Raw genomic sequence first — 18,351 nt, 5'->3', positions numbered from 1 at the left:
GTCGTCGGTCTTCGCATTGCTGGGAGGAAGGCGCCTACAGGTACCGTGCCAGCGGGTTCGGCCAGCTCGGCCACAGCAGCGCCGGGTTGGCACCCGGTGGCGGCCAGTTGTGGTCGTTGGCGTAGGCCCACACCTCCCATGGATTGTCGTAGTACGCCGCGGTTTCGACCAGACTGAACCAGTCCTCGTTCGGATGAAGCAACCAGTAGCCCGTACCCACCACCGAACCGCCGGCCATCCACGCGACCTAACTGGTTTGGAACAGCGGGCCGAAGATCCTGCTCTGCCAGACGTGGACCTCTTCGTGATTGATCATGACGTCATTGGCGCCCGCGCCGTATCCCAGATGAGTGGTGACGTTGCCCATCGTGGTCGCAAAGCCCGGCAACCCGATGCCGCCGCGGTAGACCTGGGAGCCCACGAGCTGGCTGAGCGCGGGGTCGTAGCCGGCGTTCGGGTACGTCGCATTGATGGCTTTCACGCCGTAGCCGAGCGCGGTGCCCGGCAGCCCCCACGAGTAATCCAGCAGGAAGGCGGCCCACCCGCGCCAGTCGCGGAAGTCGTAGATGCTTAATTCGCGAGCGACAAGCAGGTTGGCGTTGTTGAGCGCTGCGTCCGCGACGCCGGTGCCGGCTGCGCTTCCCGTGCCGATGAACGGATGCGCCAGCAGCGCCTGTGCGGGTACGTTGACCGCGCCCACGACATTCTGCTGCGCCTGCAAAAGCAACGCGCTCGCCTCCTCGGCGGCCGCATAGGATCCGGCGGCCGAGCTCAGGGCTTGCAGAAAGCGTTGGTGAAACGCGTCGGCCTGGGCGATTTGCGCCTGATACTCCTGACCATAGGCGGCGAACAACGTCGCCACCCCCTCGGACACTTCGTCGGCGGCCGCCGCCGCGAGTCCGGTCGTCGGGCCGGCGGCCGTCTGCTGCGCCGCGGCCAGCGACGAACCGATGGTCTCGACTTCCGCTGCGGTCGCCGTCAACGCGTCGGGAGCCACCACCACAAGTGACACGCCTTCCTCCGCCACAATCGTCGATGCGCGTGAGCATGAAGCCTATGCGCGTCGCGCCGCGGCGTGGGCGTTTTGGATACGGCGCCTCAGTTCACGGCTACTGTGGCTGATCCTTGACGCTTTCGGGCGTCGACTTCTGTGCACCGTTGCCGGTCGGGCGGGGAGTGCTGGGCTTCGATGACCCGTTCCGGGACCCGGCGCGGCTTGCGGTCGCCTTTCCGGTCGTGCCGGACGCCTTGGGAGCGGGCACCTTTCGGGCGGGTTCGGCGGCTTCCTGCTTCCTCGGAACGCTTTTGACGGTGGGGGCGCCGTCGGCTTTGACTGCTCCGTCCTTCTTGGCCGGTGCGGCCTTGGCGGGCGCCTTCTTTGCCGGGGCCTTTTTGGCCGGTACCTTCTTCGCGGGCGCTTTCATCGGCGCAGTCTTTTTCGCCGGTGCCTTTTTCGCCGGTGCCTTTTTCGCCGGTGCCTTTTTCGCCGGTGCCTTCTTTGCCGGCGGGGCGTCCGCACTCTTCACCGCCGCTATGGCTACCGGTCGCCCCGCGGTTCCGTTCTTCCTGGCAGTGTCGCCGCTGCGGAGTTCCTTTGGCTGGTCGTCCTGTCGCCGGCCGGGAAGACCGATCTGCTGGATCGCCTGGCGGGCTAACCGCGCCAGGCGGGTCGCTGCGGCGATGAGGAGTTCGACGGCTCGCAGCTGCAGGGAAGTGCCGCTGTCGGCCTTCGATGTCGTCATGTCGCCTCCCGTTGCACGGTGTCATGTAGCAGATTGCACCAGGGAATACCCTTTTTTCTCCGCCCCAGACCGCGACTTGTAGAAGCGGTGATGATCAGTGGCGCCAGAAAGTAACGTTGACAGTGTTATATGACAGTGTCAGTATGGGAGCCGTGGCCGAACGGGCGTCGTGGACGCTGGACGAACTGGTGCGGCGGGTTGCCGCCGCGCTGGAGGATCCCGCGTACCCCGGGGCGCCCAATGGACGGATACGCGAGCTGCCCAATCGGCGCGCTGTCCGGTGGTACACGACGACGGGTCTCGTCGACCGCCCGGACATGCGGGGCCGCACGGCCGCATACGGACCCCGGCACCTTCTACAGATAGTCGCCGTCAAACGTCTTCAGGCCGAAGGGCTTTCGCTCGCTGAGATTCAGGCCGAACTGGCCGGTGCGACGGACAAGACGCTGCGGCGGGTCGCGGGCATTCCCGACGGTGTCGTCGACGGGGAAGAGCCCCGCGAGCCGATTGCGGCGACCGCCGCCCGCCGCAGGCGATTCTGGGCCGAGCCGCCGGCGCCGGCGAAATCGCCGAACGGCCGGGGCCTCGATGGCGCTGATGACGCTGATGTCACTGTCACGCACCTGGCCGCGCTACGCCTGCCGGGCGGGGCGTTGCTCGTGCTGCCTTCCCGTCCCGACGACGAAGACATTGCCGCCATTCACCTTGCCGCCCGGCCGCTGCTCGACCTGCTGGCCGAACGCGGTCTGCTACCCCTCGATGAACGGAGCCCATCATGACCGTCCGCATCACCTCGATGAGCGACGCCGATGCGGGTCGCGTGGCCGCCGGCGACGAGGCCGGTGTTGGCGCCCTGCACACCGACCGGGGCAACCTGCCGCTGGAGCGTCTCGATGTTCGGGCGGACATCACCGGACTCACCAGTCAGGTCGAGCTGACGCAAACCTTTCGCAACGGCTTCGACGTGCCGCTGGAAGCCACTTACGTCTTCCCGCTGCCGGATCGCGGTGCGGTCACCGGGATGCGGATGATCGCCGACGGACGCGTCGTCGAAGCCGATCTGCGCGAGCGGGAAGCCGCACGGCAGGAGTACGACGACGCCATCGCGTCGGGCCGGCGAGCGTCCATCGCGGAAGAGGAGCGACCCGACGTCTTCACGATGAGGGTCGGCAACATCATGCCCGGCGAACGAGTCAGCGTCACGATCACGCTCGTCTCACCCTTGGCTTACGAAGACGGCGACGCCACATTCCGGTTCCCCCTCGTCGTTGCACCGCGCTATATCCCGGGCGAACCCCTGTCCGACATCGCGGCCGGCGACGGCTATGCCGACGACACCGATGCGGTTCCCGACGCGTCGCGCATCACCCCGCCCGTGCTACTGCCCGGCTTCCCGCACCCGGTCGCGCTGTCGATCGACGTTGGCATCGACCCCGCCGGTCTGGCGCTGTCCGAGGTGCGTTCCAGCCTGCACGCCGTGTCCACCGAAGACGGGCGGATACGGGTGCACCCCGGCGAGCGGGCCAACCGGGATTTCGTGCTGCGGCTGCGTTACGGCACCGAGGCCATCAGCGACGCGCTGGTATTGGTGTCCGATCCCGAGGGCGACGAGGGGACATATCAGTTGACGGTGCTGCCGCCGGTCTCCGGCGCGCCGCCGCGGCCCCGCGACCTGGTGCTCGTGCTCGACCGCTCGGGCAGCATGGCCGGGTGGAAGATGGTGGCCGCGCGCCGCGCCGCGGCGCGCATCATCGACACGCTCACGAGCGGTGACCGGTTCGCGGTGCTCACGTTCGACGACCACATCGACCGTCCGGAAGGCCTTCCCGAGGCGCTCGTGGAGGCGAACGACCGCAACCGGTTTCGCGCCGTCGAGCACCTGGCGCGAGTGGATGCCCGCGGCGGCACCGAATTGCTCACCCCGCTACGCCAGGCCCTCACCATGCTGCGCGGGGCGCCCGGCCGCGACGCCGTCGTCATCCTGGTGACCGACGGGCAGGTCGGCAACGAGGATCAGATCCTGCGCGAGCTGACGGGTGACATGCGCCGGGTGCGGGTGCATGCGGTCGGCATCGACCAGGCCGTCAACGCCGGCTTCCTCGGCCGGCTCGCCGGTATCGGCGGCGGCCGTTGCGAATTGGTGGAAAGCGAGGACCGCCTCGACGAGGCCATGGAGGACATCCACCGGCGCGTCGGCGCGCCTCTCGTCCATTCGATCGCATTGCGCGGCGAGGGTTTGGAGATCATCCCGGACACGATTAGCCCGGCCCGGCTGCCCGACCTGTTCCCGGGCGTGCCGTTCGTGCTGTCGGGGCGGTACCGGGGGAGCGCGGCCGGTTCGCTTGCCCTGCAGGGGACGACGGGCAAAGGCAACTGGTCGGTGACCGTCGCCGGGCAGCGGCGCGAGGCCCCGGCCGTGACCGCACAGTGGGCCCGCGCCCACGTGCGCGACCTCGAGGACCGCTATGCCGTCGGTCCCGGCGAGGACTTGGAGAAGCGGATCATCGACACGTCGCTGCGGTTCGGCGTGCTGTGCAGGTTCACCGCTTTTGTCGCCGTCGACAGCCGGACGGTTGCCGACGGTGGGGCGCCGCACCGCGTGATGCAGCCCGTGGAGGCGCCGGCCGGATGGAAGCCGCAGCCCGGGCCCTACCATGCCGGCATGCTCCGCAAGGCCGTCAGGTCCCCCGACGGAGTCGCCGAAAGGTACTCCATGGCCGGGCCGGTGGCGTCCGCACCGGTCAGCGCCGCGACGCTGGCACCGAGCCAACCGGCACCGAGCCAACCCGTGCCGCAAGCGATCGCCTCACAAGCCCGAATGGTCAAGCTGCGCAACGTGATTACCCTGGCCGTGGTCGCTGCGGTGCTCCTCGGGGGCGGCTGGATCTGGTCGATCAATCGTGAGAGCGCGCCTCTGCGTGACGGTGTGGTGGCCGGGAAACTCCCGGCGCCCGGCGGCAATGGGATTGCGACTGAGACTAAGGCCGGCGTCCCGCAGGGCACGGTCTCAGTGCCCGAGGCACCGCCGGCGCCGCCCCAGGCCCCCCAGGACGGGACCGTCAATCGTGACATCGTCACCACGGGTTCACTGCAGATGGTCGTGGCCGAGCCCGCCCAGGTGGCCGACCGGCTCGTTGCGGCGGTCACCGATGCCGGCGGACGGGTGGATTCGCGCTCGGAGCGATCCGGATCCTCCTCTCCGACGGTCGATCTCGTTGTGCGCATCCCGGCGGTCAAACTGGACGGTGTGCTTGCTTCCGCGAAGAAGCTCGGGACCGTGGAGTCGATGGCGATCAATCACACCGACGTCACGTCGCAGCGCGTCGACCTCGATGCCCGGATCGGGGCGTTGCAGACCTCGGTCAATCGGCTCCTGGACCTGATGGGCCGCGCGGGGAGCGTGGGCGACCTGCTCTCGGCGGAATCGTCGCTCACCCAGCGGCAGGCCGAGCTGGACTCGCTGCGGGCGCAGCGCGCCACACTGGGCGACCAGGTCTCCTACGCGACCATCAATGTCAACCTCTCGCCCAAACCGACCGTGACTCAAGGCGGTTTCCTCGGGGCACTGCGACACGGCTGGGAGTCGTTGCTGTCGGCGGTCCACGGGGTGGTGTTGGCGGTCGGGTTCCTCATCCCCTGGATACCGGTGGCGGCGGTGATTGCGCTTGTCGTTCTGTTCGTCGTTCGCCGCAGGCCATTTCGGCGAGAGAAGAGCTAGACGGACCGGTTGAGCTCCTCGAAGCGGGCCAAGGCCAACGCGCGCTGTGCGTAGTCGAACGCTTCGAAACGCGTGACACGGTCACCGTCGAAGAGGACCAGCTCAATCAAGGGGATTTCGACCGCCGAACCTTCCGTCGACGTGCCCCGCAACGACGTCTGCGCCACCAGACCTGCCCGCGAATGCGTGATGACCTCGGCAAGTTCAACGCGGAAGTCGGGTATCAGCGAGGCCCACATGCGGATGCCGGACAGGAAATCCTGGATCGTGTCGGCAGCGGGGTTGGATAATTGCCGGTGGTTGACGTAGGCGGCTCCGGCGATTCGCGCGGCGATCGTGTCCCAGTCATGACGGTTGCTGCTCTCTTGAAGTCGATGTATGGCGCGTATGACATTCGGGTGCAACACTTCCCCCGAAGCGACCCAGCGATCCGTGAGTTCCGCCATGGCGCCGGTGATGTCATCGGGATCGAAGAGCACTGTGTCGTGGACCAGCCCGTCCTCACCGACACGTGTGAGCGTCAAGTGCTCGGCGACGACAGTCTTGTCCGCCTCACTGTCGCGATACCGATCGCGGGTAAGTGCGAGGCGGTCACCCCGGACGGCGACGGTCTCGACTTCCGTACGCCATGCCTCCGGCGCAACCTCAAACAGTGCTCGCGCGATCTTTGCATCGATGGGGCCTTCGTCATGAAACCCTCTGCGGCGGTCCTCATACGCTCCGCCGGGGTTGGTGAGCTCGAGAAAGCCTTTCAGGTCGCGGCGGTTGAAGGCATCGGCAAGCCGCGTCCGGGCTTGTGTCGCCAAGTTCGCCACTGCCGCAGGTCGATTGAGTTCATCGAACCTCGCGAGTGCGGCGTTGAGGTCTGCCTCGTCGAAGAGTTCGGTGCGAATGAGCTTGTCACCCTCGTACATGGAAAGGTCGATGGTGCGCCACTCGGCGTCGAAGCCTTGGTGCGATGTCCCTTCCACCACCTGGGTGACGACCGCCCCGAGGTTGCTCAATCGATGAACGGCTTCGATACGGATGCCGGATCTTGGCGAGAGCGCCCATGTCGCAAGCAGGTAAGCGTCCAGGTCACCGGTTGGTATAGGAGTGAGTCGCCGATGATCGATGTTTACCCAGTCTGCGCTGGTCGCGGGAAGTTGACGCCTGTTCAGCGCTTCATAGGCGCTCGTCACAAGCGCCCACATGTGCGCATGGGTGGCCGCCTCGCCGGCTATGTATCGCGACTCGAGCTCTGCGAACGCGGCGTCCATGTCCTCGGGGTCGAACGTGATGCGCCTCAACAATCGTTCTTCAGCGTCGATCTCTACGATGTCGAGGACTCCGATCTGGAATGCGTCGGCGGAATCACCGCGTCCCCACGTTCGTGAACGACTGAGGACCAGGTACTCACCACGAGTCGCGATCACCTCGGAGGTGTGGTTGCGCACCCCCACGTCGAACAGTGCTGCCATCTCGGCTGTGACGGCACCGCGACCCTCTTGAATTACCGCGTTGACCATCCGTCGACGATCGTCATGGATGACGCCGTCGGCCAGGCTCTCGGCGATTGAATCCCAGTCGCGGGACAGCATGAGCGCTTGCAGACGCTCGTGCACCCGCCCCGCCGCGTTGTTCGGTCGCTGCGCTTGCTGATCCAGTCCTTGGAAGTGCGCGAGCGCGGCGTCGAGGTCGGCCTCGTCGAAAATCTCGCAGCGGTCGATTTGGTCACCGTCGACCGTCATGACCTCGATCCCTCGCCATTCGGCGTTGAAACCGTCGCGCGAAACACCCTGCGCCACGTGGGAGCAGACGGCACCACGCTCGGAGAGACGATGAACAGCCTCGACACGGAAAGTGATGTCCGGGATCAGGTCCCACAGCGAACGCAGGGATGCGTTGAGACCGCCTTCCTCGATGATGCCCGGCCGTCGGTGATCGATGTTGATCCAGTTCGGCGTTGTCGAGAACAGCTCGTGCCGGTTCATCGCTGCGTAAGCGGACGAGACGATCGACCAAGCGTGCGCGTGCTCGGCCGCTTCGCCGGCGAGATAGCGTGACTCGAGTTCCGCGAACGCCGCATCGATGTCGTCGATGTCGAACAGGACGTGCGCCGAAATCTGGCTGGCGGGGTCGATCTCCACGACGTCTAGCATTTCGACCCCGAATCCCCCACCCTTCGGGTCGGCACTCAAGGAACAGAGGCGGAAGAGGGCGAGACGCTCCCCACGGGTGGCGATGACGGCCCGCGTCAAGTTGGCGCCGCCCTCGGCGAGGGCGCGCAGATTGGTGACTACGACATCGCGTCCTCGCCAAAATCCTGCGTTCACGGTGCGCCGGCGGTCGTCGACGTAACTGTCATCTGTCAGCAGCTCGGCCATTGAGTCCCACTCGCGAGCGGCCCAGTGCGCAAACAGCCGCTGCTCCAGTCGAGTTGCCGAGTTCTCCAGCCGCGCTGGCGCTAGGGCGAGCTCCTCGAAGCGTGCGAGCGCTGTGTCGAGGTCTGCCTCTTCGAACAACTCGAAACGGCTGATCAGATCGCAGTCGAACTGGAGGATCCCTACCTCCCGCCACTCAGCCTCGAAGCCGTCCTGCGATGTGCCGCGCGCCGCTTGGGTGACGACGGCTCCGAGATCGCTGAGGCGATGCACGATTTCGATGACGACGCTGATGTCGGGCACGTCGTGAAACAGGGCGTGGAGGTAAGAGGTCATCTCGCCGGTCGCATGCGCTGCGCCGCGCCGGTGGTCGATGTTGACCCAATCCGGCGCCAGCTTGGGCAGTTCGTGTCTATTGATTGCGGCGAAGGCATCCGTCACGAGCGACCACGTGTGCGCGTGGCCGGCCGCTTCACCGGCGCGGTATCGATCCTCGAGTTCGGCGATGGCGGCGTCGAGGTTGTCCGGATCGAACGCCACGTACGCCACGATGCGCTCGTCGGTATCGATTTCCGCGACGCGCAACACTTCCGTGCGGAACGCCTCGGGTCGCTGATCTCGACCCTCGTAGAGGGTGCTAACCAGAGCGAGACGCTCCCCACGAATGGCGAGCACGCGCGATGTCATCGTCTTGACGCCCAGCTCGGCGATCGCCTGCAACTCCCTGAGCTCTGTGGCGCGGTCGTTGCTCTCTCGGCGAAGTCCTCGACGTCGGTCGTCCACCCGGATGTCCTCGGCGAGTAACGCGCCCAAGGCGTCCCAGCTCTTGCTGGCGAATAGGTTGTTGAAGCGGAAATCAGCCCGGCTCGCGGCGTTTTCCCGTCGCGGTGGCCGCCGGCTGAGCTGATCCAACGTTGCGATAGCGGCTTCCAAGTCGGACTCGTCGAAGATTTCCAGGCGGTCGATGGCGTTACCGTCGACGGTCACGAGTTCGACCCCGCGCCATTCCGCATCGAAGCCTTCGTGCGAAATCCCGCTTCCCACATACGTTCCGACCGCACCGCGAGCCGTGAGACTGTGCACACACTCGACGTAGGTCAGGAATTCGCCGTCTTCCCACCCGGAGCGGAAATATGCGATCACTTCTCCGGGCGTGAACGCTGGACCACGGCGGTGGTCGATGCTGACGCAGTCGGGCGTCATGGGGGGCACCTCATGCCTGTTGAGTACAGCGTGCCCCTCCATGACGACCGACCACGTGTGTGCGTGCGCGGCCGCCTCTCCGGCGAGGTATCGCGCGTCGAGCTCGCCTATCGCGGCGCCGATCTCGTCGGGATCGAAGAAGACGGCAGCGGCGAGCCTTTGTTCGTCATCGATCTCGAGGACGCAAACCGTTTCCAGGAGAAATTCCTCAGGCCCGCGATCGCGGCCGGCGAAGTGCAGATGGATGAGGGCAAGGAGGGTCCCTCGAGTCGCGATCGTGGTCGTCGTCACCTCGGTGCTGAAAAGATCGGCGATCTGGCGCATGTCCGCGATCTGGGCGTCTCGGCCATGTCGGACTCCTACGCCTACCGTTCGGCGTCGATCCTCGTTGGTGAAGTTGTCGGCCAGCATCTCCGCCATCGCGTCCCAGTTGCCCGCTGCGAAGTGCGTCACGAAGCCCTTGCCCGCTTGGCTTGCCGAATTCTCTTGCCGCAACGCCGGCCGAGCCAACTCATCGAAGCGCGCAAGCGCGACGTCTAGGTCGGTCTCGTCGAACAACTCGCAACGGTCCACCTTGTCGCCTCGAACCGTCGATACGGCAACCTCACGCCACTCCGCGTCGAATCCTTCGGGCGAAGTTCCGTGCGCAACGTGAGTGACGACCGCACCCAGATCGCTGAGCCGATGCACCACCTCGACTTTGATGCTGAGATCTGGCGTCGTGTCCCAGATGTTGCTGACCTGATTCGAGTTGGCGGTGCCAAACAATGTGCCTCGTCTGTGGTCAAAGAGAACCCAGTCGGAGGTCGTCAACGAAGATTCATGCCGGTTCAGCGCGGCGTAGTTGTCTTTGATGACAGACCAGGTATGCGAGTAAGCGGCCGCCTCGCCGGCGAGATAGCGCGCGTCCAGTTCTGCAGTCGCGCCGTCGAAGTCGTCGGGGTCGAACGCAAGGTACGCCACGATCCGGTCGTCGGTGTCGATTTCCGCGATGCGGAGTAGCTCGGTATGGAATGCGTCTGGGCGCTGGTCTCGACCCGAGAAGACCGTACGCGTGAGTGCAAGGCGCGCGCCGCGAACCCCGAGAACGTGTGACGTGATGGTTCTGACGCCGATGTCCGCGATCACACGCGCATTTGCGACCTCTGCGGCGCGGCCGTCGCTGTCACGGCGGAGTCCTCGCCTCCGGTCGTCAATCTGAACATCCTTGGCTAGTAGCGCGTCGATTTCGTCCCAACGCCGTTCGGCAAAGAGCGCATTGACCCGATCATCGGCTCGGCTTGCGCCGTTTTTCAGTTGCCGCGTTAGCGGGTGCAACTCCTCGAATCTGTTGGTCGCGGCGTCGACGTCCGTCACGTCGAACACCTCGCAGCGGTTGAACGCGTCGCCGCTGATAGTTAAGAGAATGACCTCTCGCCACTCGGCATCGAAGCCCTCGCCTGAGGTGCCACGGCCCATGTGCGAGACGACCGTTCCGAGATCGTCCAGCCGATGCACGGCCTCCACGTAGAAGCAGATGTCTTGATCGAGATCCCAACCGGCGCGCAAATATTCGATCATGTCACCAGCCGCGAATGCTGCGCCCCGTCGATGATCTTCATTTACGAAGTCGGGCGTCGTGGGGGGGAGTTCGTGCCTGTTGATTGCGGCGTAAGCCTCTAACACCGCCACCCACCTGCGCGAATGAGCGGTCGCTTCACCGGCGAGGTAGCGGGTGTCGAGCTCCGCGATAGCGGCGTCGAAGTCTTCGAGGTCGAATGTGACGACGGTTGCGATCCGGTCAGCGGTATCGATCTCGACGACGATGAGGGCATCGTTTTGAATCGCCTCGGGGTCCGAGCCCGACGCGCGAACACGTGCGAGGACGAGACGCTCGCCGCGGATGGCGATGGCGCTCACCATCGTTATTGAGAAGCCGACGCCAGCGGCCGCCTGCAGGTCCCGGATCACTTCGTCTCGACTGCGTTGAATCTCGGCGTTCACGGCCAGTCGTCGGTCGATGCCCAGATAGTCGTCCGCCACGGTTTGCGCCATTGCGTCCCAGTTGCGAGCCGCGTAATACGACCAGACGTGTCCGAATACGCGCGCGGCCGTGTTCTCCAACTGCCTCACCGGCTGGCTTAATTGAGCAAACCTCGCGGTGGCGGCGTCGATGTCCGCTTCGTCGAAGATCTCGCAGCGGTTGATCGTGTCCCCTTCTACCGTAAAAAGGTTGACCGCCCGCCATTCGGCGTCGAAACCGCCGCGCGACGTCCCGTGCGATGCATGGCTGATGACTGCTCCGGTTTCACCCAGCATCAGCACGCTTTCGACGTAGATGTTGACGTCCGGTGTCAGGTCCCAGATTGCGCGGACGTATGCGTTGGCGTCACCGGGCGCAAATGCTGCCGCCCGGCGGTGGTCGATGTTGATCCAGTCCGGCGTAGTCGCCGGGGGCTTGCGCTCACTGATCGACGCGTAGGCTCGCGCGATCGCCGACCACGTACTCGCGAAGGTGGCCGCTTCGCCGGCGAGATAGCGTGCGTCGAGCTCCGCGATGGCGGCGTCGAAGTCGTCGGGGTCGAAAGCAATGAACGCCGAGATCCGGTCGTCGGCGTCAATCTCTGAAATCTGCAACACATGGACGCTGAAAGCGTCAGGTTGCTCGTCGCCGCGAAAGTAGATGGCGTGAGCAAGTGCGAGGCGCTCGCCGCGGGTGGCAATCGTGGACATCTCTGCATGCGTCGTGCCGAGGGCGGCGCCCAGCCGGAAGTTCTCGAGCTCGGCGTCCCGGCCCCGGTGGTCGCCTGCGTTCACGACTCGACGGCGATCATCACTTTGAAGGTCATCGGCAAGCGCATCGGCCATGGCGTCCCATTCACGAGCCGCGAAGTATCCCAAAAAGCGTTCGGTGGCTTGGCTTGCAGCGTTTTCGAGCCGCGGAACCGACCGGCTGAGCTCATCGAATTGCGCTAGAGCGGTGTCTAGGTCGGCCTCGTCGAATACTTCGGCACGACTAATGAGTTCGTCGTCGACCGTGAACAGGTTGAGGCCTCGCCACTCGGCGGCAAAGCCCTGATGCGAGGCTCCACGTCCTGCCCAAGACAAAAGTGCTCCACGGTCATTTAGCCGATGCACGGTCGTCGCGTAGATCTTGAGCTCTTGGTCGATTTCCCATCCCGCCCGGATGTATTCGATGCCTTCGCCCGGAGCAAATCTTGCGACCCTGCGGTGATCGACGCTAATCACGTTCGAGGTCGTCGGTGCCACCTCGCGCCGGTTGTGTGCAGCATAAGCACCCGTAATTGCCTTCCAGGTGCGCGCATGGGCGGCGGCTTCGCCGGCGATATACCGCGCGTCGAGCTCCGCGATGGCGGCCTCGAAGTCGTTGGGATCGAGTATTACTACGGCCGCGATTCGCTCACTGTCGTCAATCTCTATGACGTTGAGGACTTCATTCTGGAACGCATCGTGCCGCTCGTCGGCAACGGAGTAGCGGCTACGTGCGAGGGCGAGTCGCTCGCCTCGCGTCGCGATGAGGACGGAAGTCCCAGTCGTAAAGCCGACCTCGGCGACCGTCTGTAAATCTTCGATCTCGGCGTCTCGGCCGTGTCGGATTCCGGCATTGACGACTCGCCGCCGGTCCTCGAAAGAGACGTCGCCGGCGAGTGTCTCCGCAATGGCAGGCCAGTCCTTCGCCGCGATTTCCGCGCCGAAACGCTCCGCCACCCGGCTGGCCGCGTTTCCAAGCCGGCCCGCCGGACGCGCCAGCTGATCGAAGCGGGCGATTGCGGCATCAAGGTCGGCCTCGTCGAACACCTCGAAGCGACTGATCAGGTCGCCGTCGGCCGTGAGCAAGTGGATCCCGCGCCATTCGGCGTCGAAGCCTTCGTGGGTGGTCCCTTTCGCAGCCCAGGTGACGACGGCTCCGAGGTCGGACAGTCGATGCACCGCCTCTACGTAGACGATGCCCGCGCCGTCATCCAGCGACGCGCGGATGTATGCGTGCGCGTCGCCGATCGCGAATGCCGCTGCCGGACGGTGATCGAGATTGGTCCAGTCCGAGGTTGTGGCGAAGAGCTCTTGCCGGTTGATTGCGGTGTATGCCCCCGACACGACGGCCCACGTGCGCGCATGCGCAGCCGCTTCGCCGGCCGGGTATCGCGCGTCAAGCTCCGCGACGGCGGCCTCGAAATCGTCGGCACTGAATACGACATGCGTCAAAATCCGCTGATTGGCGTCGACCTCGACGACCCCGATCATTTCGTTGTAGAAGGCGTCGGACTGGTCATGTTGGTCCGAAAATCGCAGACGACGCAGAGCAAGGCGCTCGCCGCGGGTCGCAATGACGGTCGAGGTTATGTTCACGCGCTCCGCGAGATTCGCCATGGCCCTGAGGTTTTCGATTTCGATGTCGCGACCTCGGCGGAGTCCGGCGCTGACCACCTGACGACGATCGTCGAGCAAGAAATCGTCGGCAAAGACTTCTCCGACGGCGTCCCAGTCACCAGCGGCGAAGTACTGCCATAGACGTTTATCCACATGACTTGCAGCGTTTCCAAGTCGCCTTTCCGGCGGTAGTCCTTCCTCGAACCGCGAATACTGAGCGTCGAGCTCGGCGAGAGCGGCGTCGATGTCGTCGATGTCAAACCACACCTGCAGCGTGAATCGAAGCTCGTCGTCGATGCCGTAGAGCACCAGGAACTCGTCGTATGGCGCTCCAGGCGTGACGTCGGGACTGTCCACTCTCAGTCGAGATAGCGCAAGGCGCTCGCCTCGCACCGCGATGACCCCTTGGGTCATCCGGACATCGCCCGACTCAACCAGGTGCCTGTTCGCTCGCACCCAGTGGTCCGCCGACATCTGCGCGAATCCGACTATCTTCCGGCGGCTTTCGATGAACGCTTCAGGTGAATAAAAATGCGGCACTTCGTCCCACGCCCGGCGTGCAATGGCGGCAAGTAGTCGTTCACCTGCTCGCACGCACGCGTTGTCCAATTCGGCGGTCGGGGTTTCAGGTGCTTGCGTAAGCCGATTACGGTGCCGCTCGAATCGTGCAAACGTAGCCTCGAGTTCGGCGAGCGCGGCATCGACGTCTTCAATGTCGAATTTCACTTGCAGCGCTATGCGGCCGTCCTCGTCAAGGCCGACTAGCTGGAGCTCCTCGTCCTGCGGCGCTCCAGAACTCGAGTCTGTGGTGCCTATCTCCAGCCGGAACAGCGCGTGACGCTCGCCGCATGCGGCGAGAGGTATAGCGCGGTAGCGAACCAGGCCCGTCTCCAGATATCGCCTCATATCCTCGGGCCACTGGCTTGATGGCACGTCGATCGGCGGGAAGCCGACGATCTTCCGTCGGTTTTCGACGGTCACGTGTTGGGCAAGGAGGCGGGTCACCTCATCCCAGCTCTCGCGATTGACGGCATCCACCAATCGGCCACCCGCCTCCGCGCACGCGTTCGTCGGTTCAGCGAGCGGCGTCTTCGGTGTTACCCGTGAAGCGTTGCTCTTGCCGATCACGTTGCGAGCCCTCTCGGCAAGCGCCGCGGCCCCTTTGCGCTCGTATAAATTGGCCGCTCGTTCGGCCGCCGCCCGCGCACCCGCCGCGTCGCCGGCGGCGCCCAGAACCGTCGCCAACGCCGAACATGCTTCGGCGTGATCCACGAGGGCGTCGGTGCGCTCGGCGAGGGCGACGGCGGCTTCGGCGACCCTCCGCGCCTCAACGTGCTCACCCGCGCGGGAAAGCAGCAGGGCCCGAAGTGTTCGCCAACCCATCGACGGCTTCAGCGCGTGGCCGGCCAGACGCTCGCTCTCCGAACACAATTCGTCGGCCTCGGCCACCCTGTCCAGTACGAGACACGCGCGCCCTAGCAGAGCGGCCGTCTCGGCGGTGTCGGCATCCAGGCCCATGCGGCGAAAGCCGTTGTAGGCCTTGCGGAGATGTTCCTCGGCCGCGGCGGGTTCGTCGACCACCAACTCGACGATGCCGGCGAACTGCTCGACCTCCATCAGCGCATGGCGCAGGCCCAACTCGCTGACCGTGCGCCGCGCCGAGTCGATCATTCGCCGTGCCGCGGCGGCGCGGCCGCGGAAGGCCTCCAACACCGCCTGGCACCGCGTCGACGTCGCCTCCACCGAGGGCGAGTCGGTCGTGATCCGCAGGAGCCGCACCACATCCAGGCACCGACCGCCCGCCCGCGGAACGGGGTTCGGGCCCCACAACGCCGCGAGTGGCGCGTTCGCCAACACAGCGTTCACCAGGCGGTGGTCACGGGCGCACCGGGCCGCGGTCAGCGCGTCGTCCAGCGCGACCTCGCAGTCGCCGACTCTGCCCAGGCGCGCGAGGCACCCGGCGCGCACGGTGTGCGCCTTGGCTTCGCCGGCCGGGTCGTCGAGTTCGGCCAGCGTGGCGGCGGCCGAGCTCACCGCGGCCAGGATCTCGTCGAGTCTTTCGGGGTGGACCAGCATCGAGAGCTGGCCGTCGAAGGACGTGGCCCACGCCGCCAGCCGCGCGGAACCTGCCGTCTGGGACTGCAATTGGGAAACGGCTCCCGCCGCCGATGCGACGTCGCCGGCGGCCAGCAGGGCTTCGCAGCGCGCAATGAGCAACGCGGCCGTTTGGTCGCCGCGGTCGGGCAGATCCTCGTCGATCTCCTCCAGCGCGTGCAGGGCCCGATCATAGAGTTCGGCCGCGCCCTCGTACGCCAATCGGACCATCGCCTGGTCGGCCGCACGACGGCAATACTCGACGGCCTTGGCCGCGTTGCCCGCCCACGCACATTCGAAGTAGTGGTAGGCCAACTCGGCAAGGAGTTCGTCGTCGGCGCCAGGCTCGTTCTCGAGCGTCGTGGCGATGCGCTGGTGCAGCCGCATGCGCCGCACCGATGGCAGTTCGGCGAGCAGCGACTGCCGGACGAGGGCATGGTTGAACCGGTACCGACCGCCAGGCTCCTCGATGACGATGCCCGCCTTGGCCGCCTCGTCGAACGCGTCGACGAGATCGTCGCCGACCACCCGTTCGACCAGCTCCAGACCGAACCGGCTGCCGACGACCGCCGCGGCGGCGAGGGCTTTATTAGTCTCGGGCGCAAGCCGGGTGAGTCGGCGGGTCACGGCTTCGCGGACCCCCTGCGGCAGGGTGGTTTGGTCCCAACGGCCGCCGCTCTCGTCGACGTGGCGCAGGGCCTCGATCAGGAAGAACGGGTTGCCGCCCGTGACCGACGCCAACGCCCGGGCCAGATCGTCGTCGTTGTACCCGGCCTCGGCGACGTAGGCGCTCACATCCTCCTCGGCCAGACCGCTCAACTGGAGCCGGTGGGCGGTGCCGTCACGGTGCAGGTCGGCGAGCATCGCCGCGAGCGGGTGAGAGCGGTCGAGGTCGGTGCTCCGGTATGTCCCGATGACCTGGACGCGGGCGTGCTCGCCGAAGCGCAGCAGATGCCGCAGCAGCAGCAGCGTGGGTTTGGCCGCCCAGTGCAGGTCGTCCAGGACGAGGACGATGGGCACGCTTGTGGACGTGAGCCCCAACAGCGCGACCACCGCGTCGAACAGCGCGTAGCGCTCGGTGTCCGGGTCGGCGGGGGTGGGCGCCGCCAGGTCGGGAAGGACATCGGTCAGCCCGGGAACGAGGGGGAGGAGCGCCTCCAGGCCGCGCAGCCCCCGAAGCGTCTTCGCCCCGACGCAGGGCACCAGAGAACGCAAGGCTTCCGCGAAGGGCTGGTACGGCGCGCCGAGGTCTTCGTCGCACCGGCCGTAAATCACCAGCGCGCCTTGGTCATACGCCTGCCGCGACCACTCCCCGGCCAGACGCGTCTTCCCAACTCCCGGCTCGCCGGCGATCAATATGGCGTTCGTGCCGCCGGCAAGCACCGTCTGCCATGCGGACGACAGCCGCTCGAGCTCGTCCCCGCGACCGACGAACGGTCCCGGGCCGGAAAACACCGCCGGCAGCCCCGGGCGCTCCAGCGGCACATCGATGACCACCGCCTCTTCGACCCGGTCGAGTCGGAGCTCGAAGACGTGCTCGGGGCGCGGAAGGTTGCGCAGCTGACGCGTGCCGAGGTCGACGAGCACGACGTCGTCGGACAGGGAGTCGATGACGAGTTCCGCGGTCGCGCCGGAGCACAGGATCTGCCCGCCGTTGGCCAGCGACCTCAGGCGGGCGGCGCGGTTGACCGCCCGCCCGAAGTAGTCGCCGTCGCGCAGCTCGACCTCGCCGGTGTGCAGTGCGACGCGGACTCGCATGGGATCCCGTAGCGCCCAGGGCTCCTGGGCGATCGCTTCCTGCAGTTCAATGGCGGCGGCCGCGCCGGCCGACGGCCGGTCGAATACCGAGAACGTGGCGTCGCCCTCGCCGCGCGTCTTGATCAGCCGACCCCCGCGTGAGGTGACGACCTGCTCGACGAGCTCGTCGTGCCTCGCGAGCGCCACGCCCATGGCCGCGGCGTCAGCCTCCCACGCGGCCGTCGACCCCTCGATGTCCGTCAACAGGAACGTAACGGCACGAGTCACCGACGAAACCTGCTGCGCCACTGGCCCATCCAGTGATGGATCCTGCGCGACGATCGCGGCCTCGAGCCGGCGGAGTTCCGGTCCCGGATCGACGCCGAGTTCGTCGGCGAGGAGCGCCCGCGCCCGTTGATAGGCGCCGAGGGCTTCACCCTGCCGCCCGGCGCGGTAAAGGGCGAGCATGAGCTGCCCCCACCGCCTCTCGCGCAGCGGCGCGTCGGCCACGGCGGCCTCGAGCTCACCGATGATCTCGGCGGCGCGTCCCGTGGCGAGCAGTGCGTCGGCCCGATCCTCGACCAGCGCGGCATGGCCCTCGACCCACCGCGTCTTTTCGGAGATGCCGCGCCGGCCGTCGGGGAGTTCGGGGGCGCCGCGCCAGAAGGCCAGCGCCTCCTCGAAGCGGGCTACCGCCTCGCTCGTGTCGCCGGCGGCAACGGCGTCGCGTCCCAGCCGAGCGGCCGACTTGTACCGCAGGGCGTCGATGTCGGCGCCGGCCAGCGCCCACCCCGCGCCCTCCGTCAACACGAAGCCGTCGCCCAGGGTGCGGCGCAGCAGGGAGATGTGGGTCTGCAGCGCCTTGGCGGCGGTGCGCGGCGGGTCGTCACCCCAGAGCAGCTCGACGAGCGTGTCGGCCGACACGACGGAACCGCCGTGCAGCCCGAGCATCGTGAGGATGGCGCGAGGTTTGGCGCCCGGAATCGAGACCGGCACGCCATTCTGCCGGACTTGCAGAGGTCCCAGAACCCCTAGCTCCACCTGATGAAGCGTAGTCACGTCCGCAATGGTCGTTAGGACAATTCAACAAGCGGTCAAGATCGGGTAAAGACCGTTTGAGCGCCGC

The 18,351-nt window shown here is 66.3% G+C and carries 6 protein-coding genes; 2 read left to right on the top strand and 4 right to left on the bottom strand.

Annotation, left to right across the window (positions count from 1 at the left end; genetic code table 11):
• Positions 1 to 34: 34 nt before the first annotated feature.
• From GPY60_RS09795 to GPY60_RS26585, 3 genes are all read right to left on the bottom strand, one after another.
• Entirely contained in the window at positions 35 to 238 is a 204-nt protein-coding gene (locus GPY60_RS09795) for a hypothetical protein (protein WP_156687458.1), read from the bottom strand.
• A 9-nt stretch (positions 239 to 247) separates the two neighbouring features.
• Positions 248 to 1,012 (bottom strand): PE family protein, encoded by a 765-nt coding sequence (locus GPY60_RS27525; RefSeq protein WP_156687457.1) that lies wholly within the window; start codon positions 1,010 to 1,012, stop codon positions 248 to 250.
• Between the two features lie 97 nt (positions 1,013 to 1,109).
• A complete protein-coding gene (locus tag GPY60_RS26585) occupies positions 1,110 to 1,742 on the bottom strand; it encodes a hypothetical protein (RefSeq protein ID WP_197283618.1) in 633 nt (210 codons plus the stop codon).
• A gap of 143 nt (positions 1,743 to 1,885) precedes the next feature.
• On the opposite strand from GPY60_RS26585, the gene GPY60_RS09780 reads away from it, so the two are divergent.
• Positions 1,886 to 2,521: a MerR family transcriptional regulator gene (locus GPY60_RS09780; protein ID WP_156687456.1), complete on the top strand. Its 636-nt coding sequence runs from the start codon at positions 1,886 to 1,888 to the stop codon at positions 2,519 to 2,521.
• The gene (locus GPY60_RS09775) at positions 2,518 to 5,460 is read left to right on the top strand and encodes a DUF4349 domain-containing protein (RefSeq protein WP_156687455.1); all 2,943 of its coding nucleotides are present in this window, start codon (positions 2,518 to 2,520) and stop codon (positions 5,458 to 5,460) included. The genes GPY60_RS09780 and GPY60_RS09775 overlap by 4 nt, the downstream gene beginning before the upstream one ends.
• Here the strand turns inward: GPY60_RS09775 and GPY60_RS09770 are convergent.
• On the bottom strand, positions 5,457 to 18,266 hold the full coding sequence (locus GPY60_RS09770; protein WP_156687475.1) for a BTAD domain-containing putative transcriptional regulator: 12,810 nt from the start codon (positions 18,264 to 18,266) through the stop codon (positions 5,457 to 5,459). The two genes, GPY60_RS09775 and GPY60_RS09770, sit on opposite strands and share 4 nt — an antisense overlap.
• Positions 18,267 to 18,351 lie beyond the last annotated feature (85 nt).

The organism is Mycobacterium sp. Marseille-P9652, assembly GCF_902652685.1.
Taxonomy (GTDB): Bacteria; Actinomycetota; Actinomycetes; order Mycobacteriales; family Mycobacteriaceae; genus Mycobacterium.
This window is presented reverse-complemented; position numbering and strand designations above follow the sequence as displayed.

Coding starts and splice junctions, on each gene's coding strand:
- GPY60_RS26585 (WP_197283618.1), bottom strand. CDS start 1,742: ATGACGACATCGAAGGCCGACAGCGGCACTTCCCTGCAGCTGCGAGCC.
- GPY60_RS09780 (WP_156687456.1), top strand. CDS start 1,886: ATGGGAGCCGTGGCCGAACGGGCGTCGTGGACGCTGGACGAACTGGTG.
- GPY60_RS09795 (WP_156687458.1), bottom strand. CDS start 238: ATGGCCGGCGGTTCGGTGGTGGGTACGGGCTACTGGTTGCTTCATCCG.
- GPY60_RS09775 (WP_156687455.1), top strand. CDS start 2,518: ATGACCGTCCGCATCACCTCGATGAGCGACGCCGATGCGGGTCGCGTG.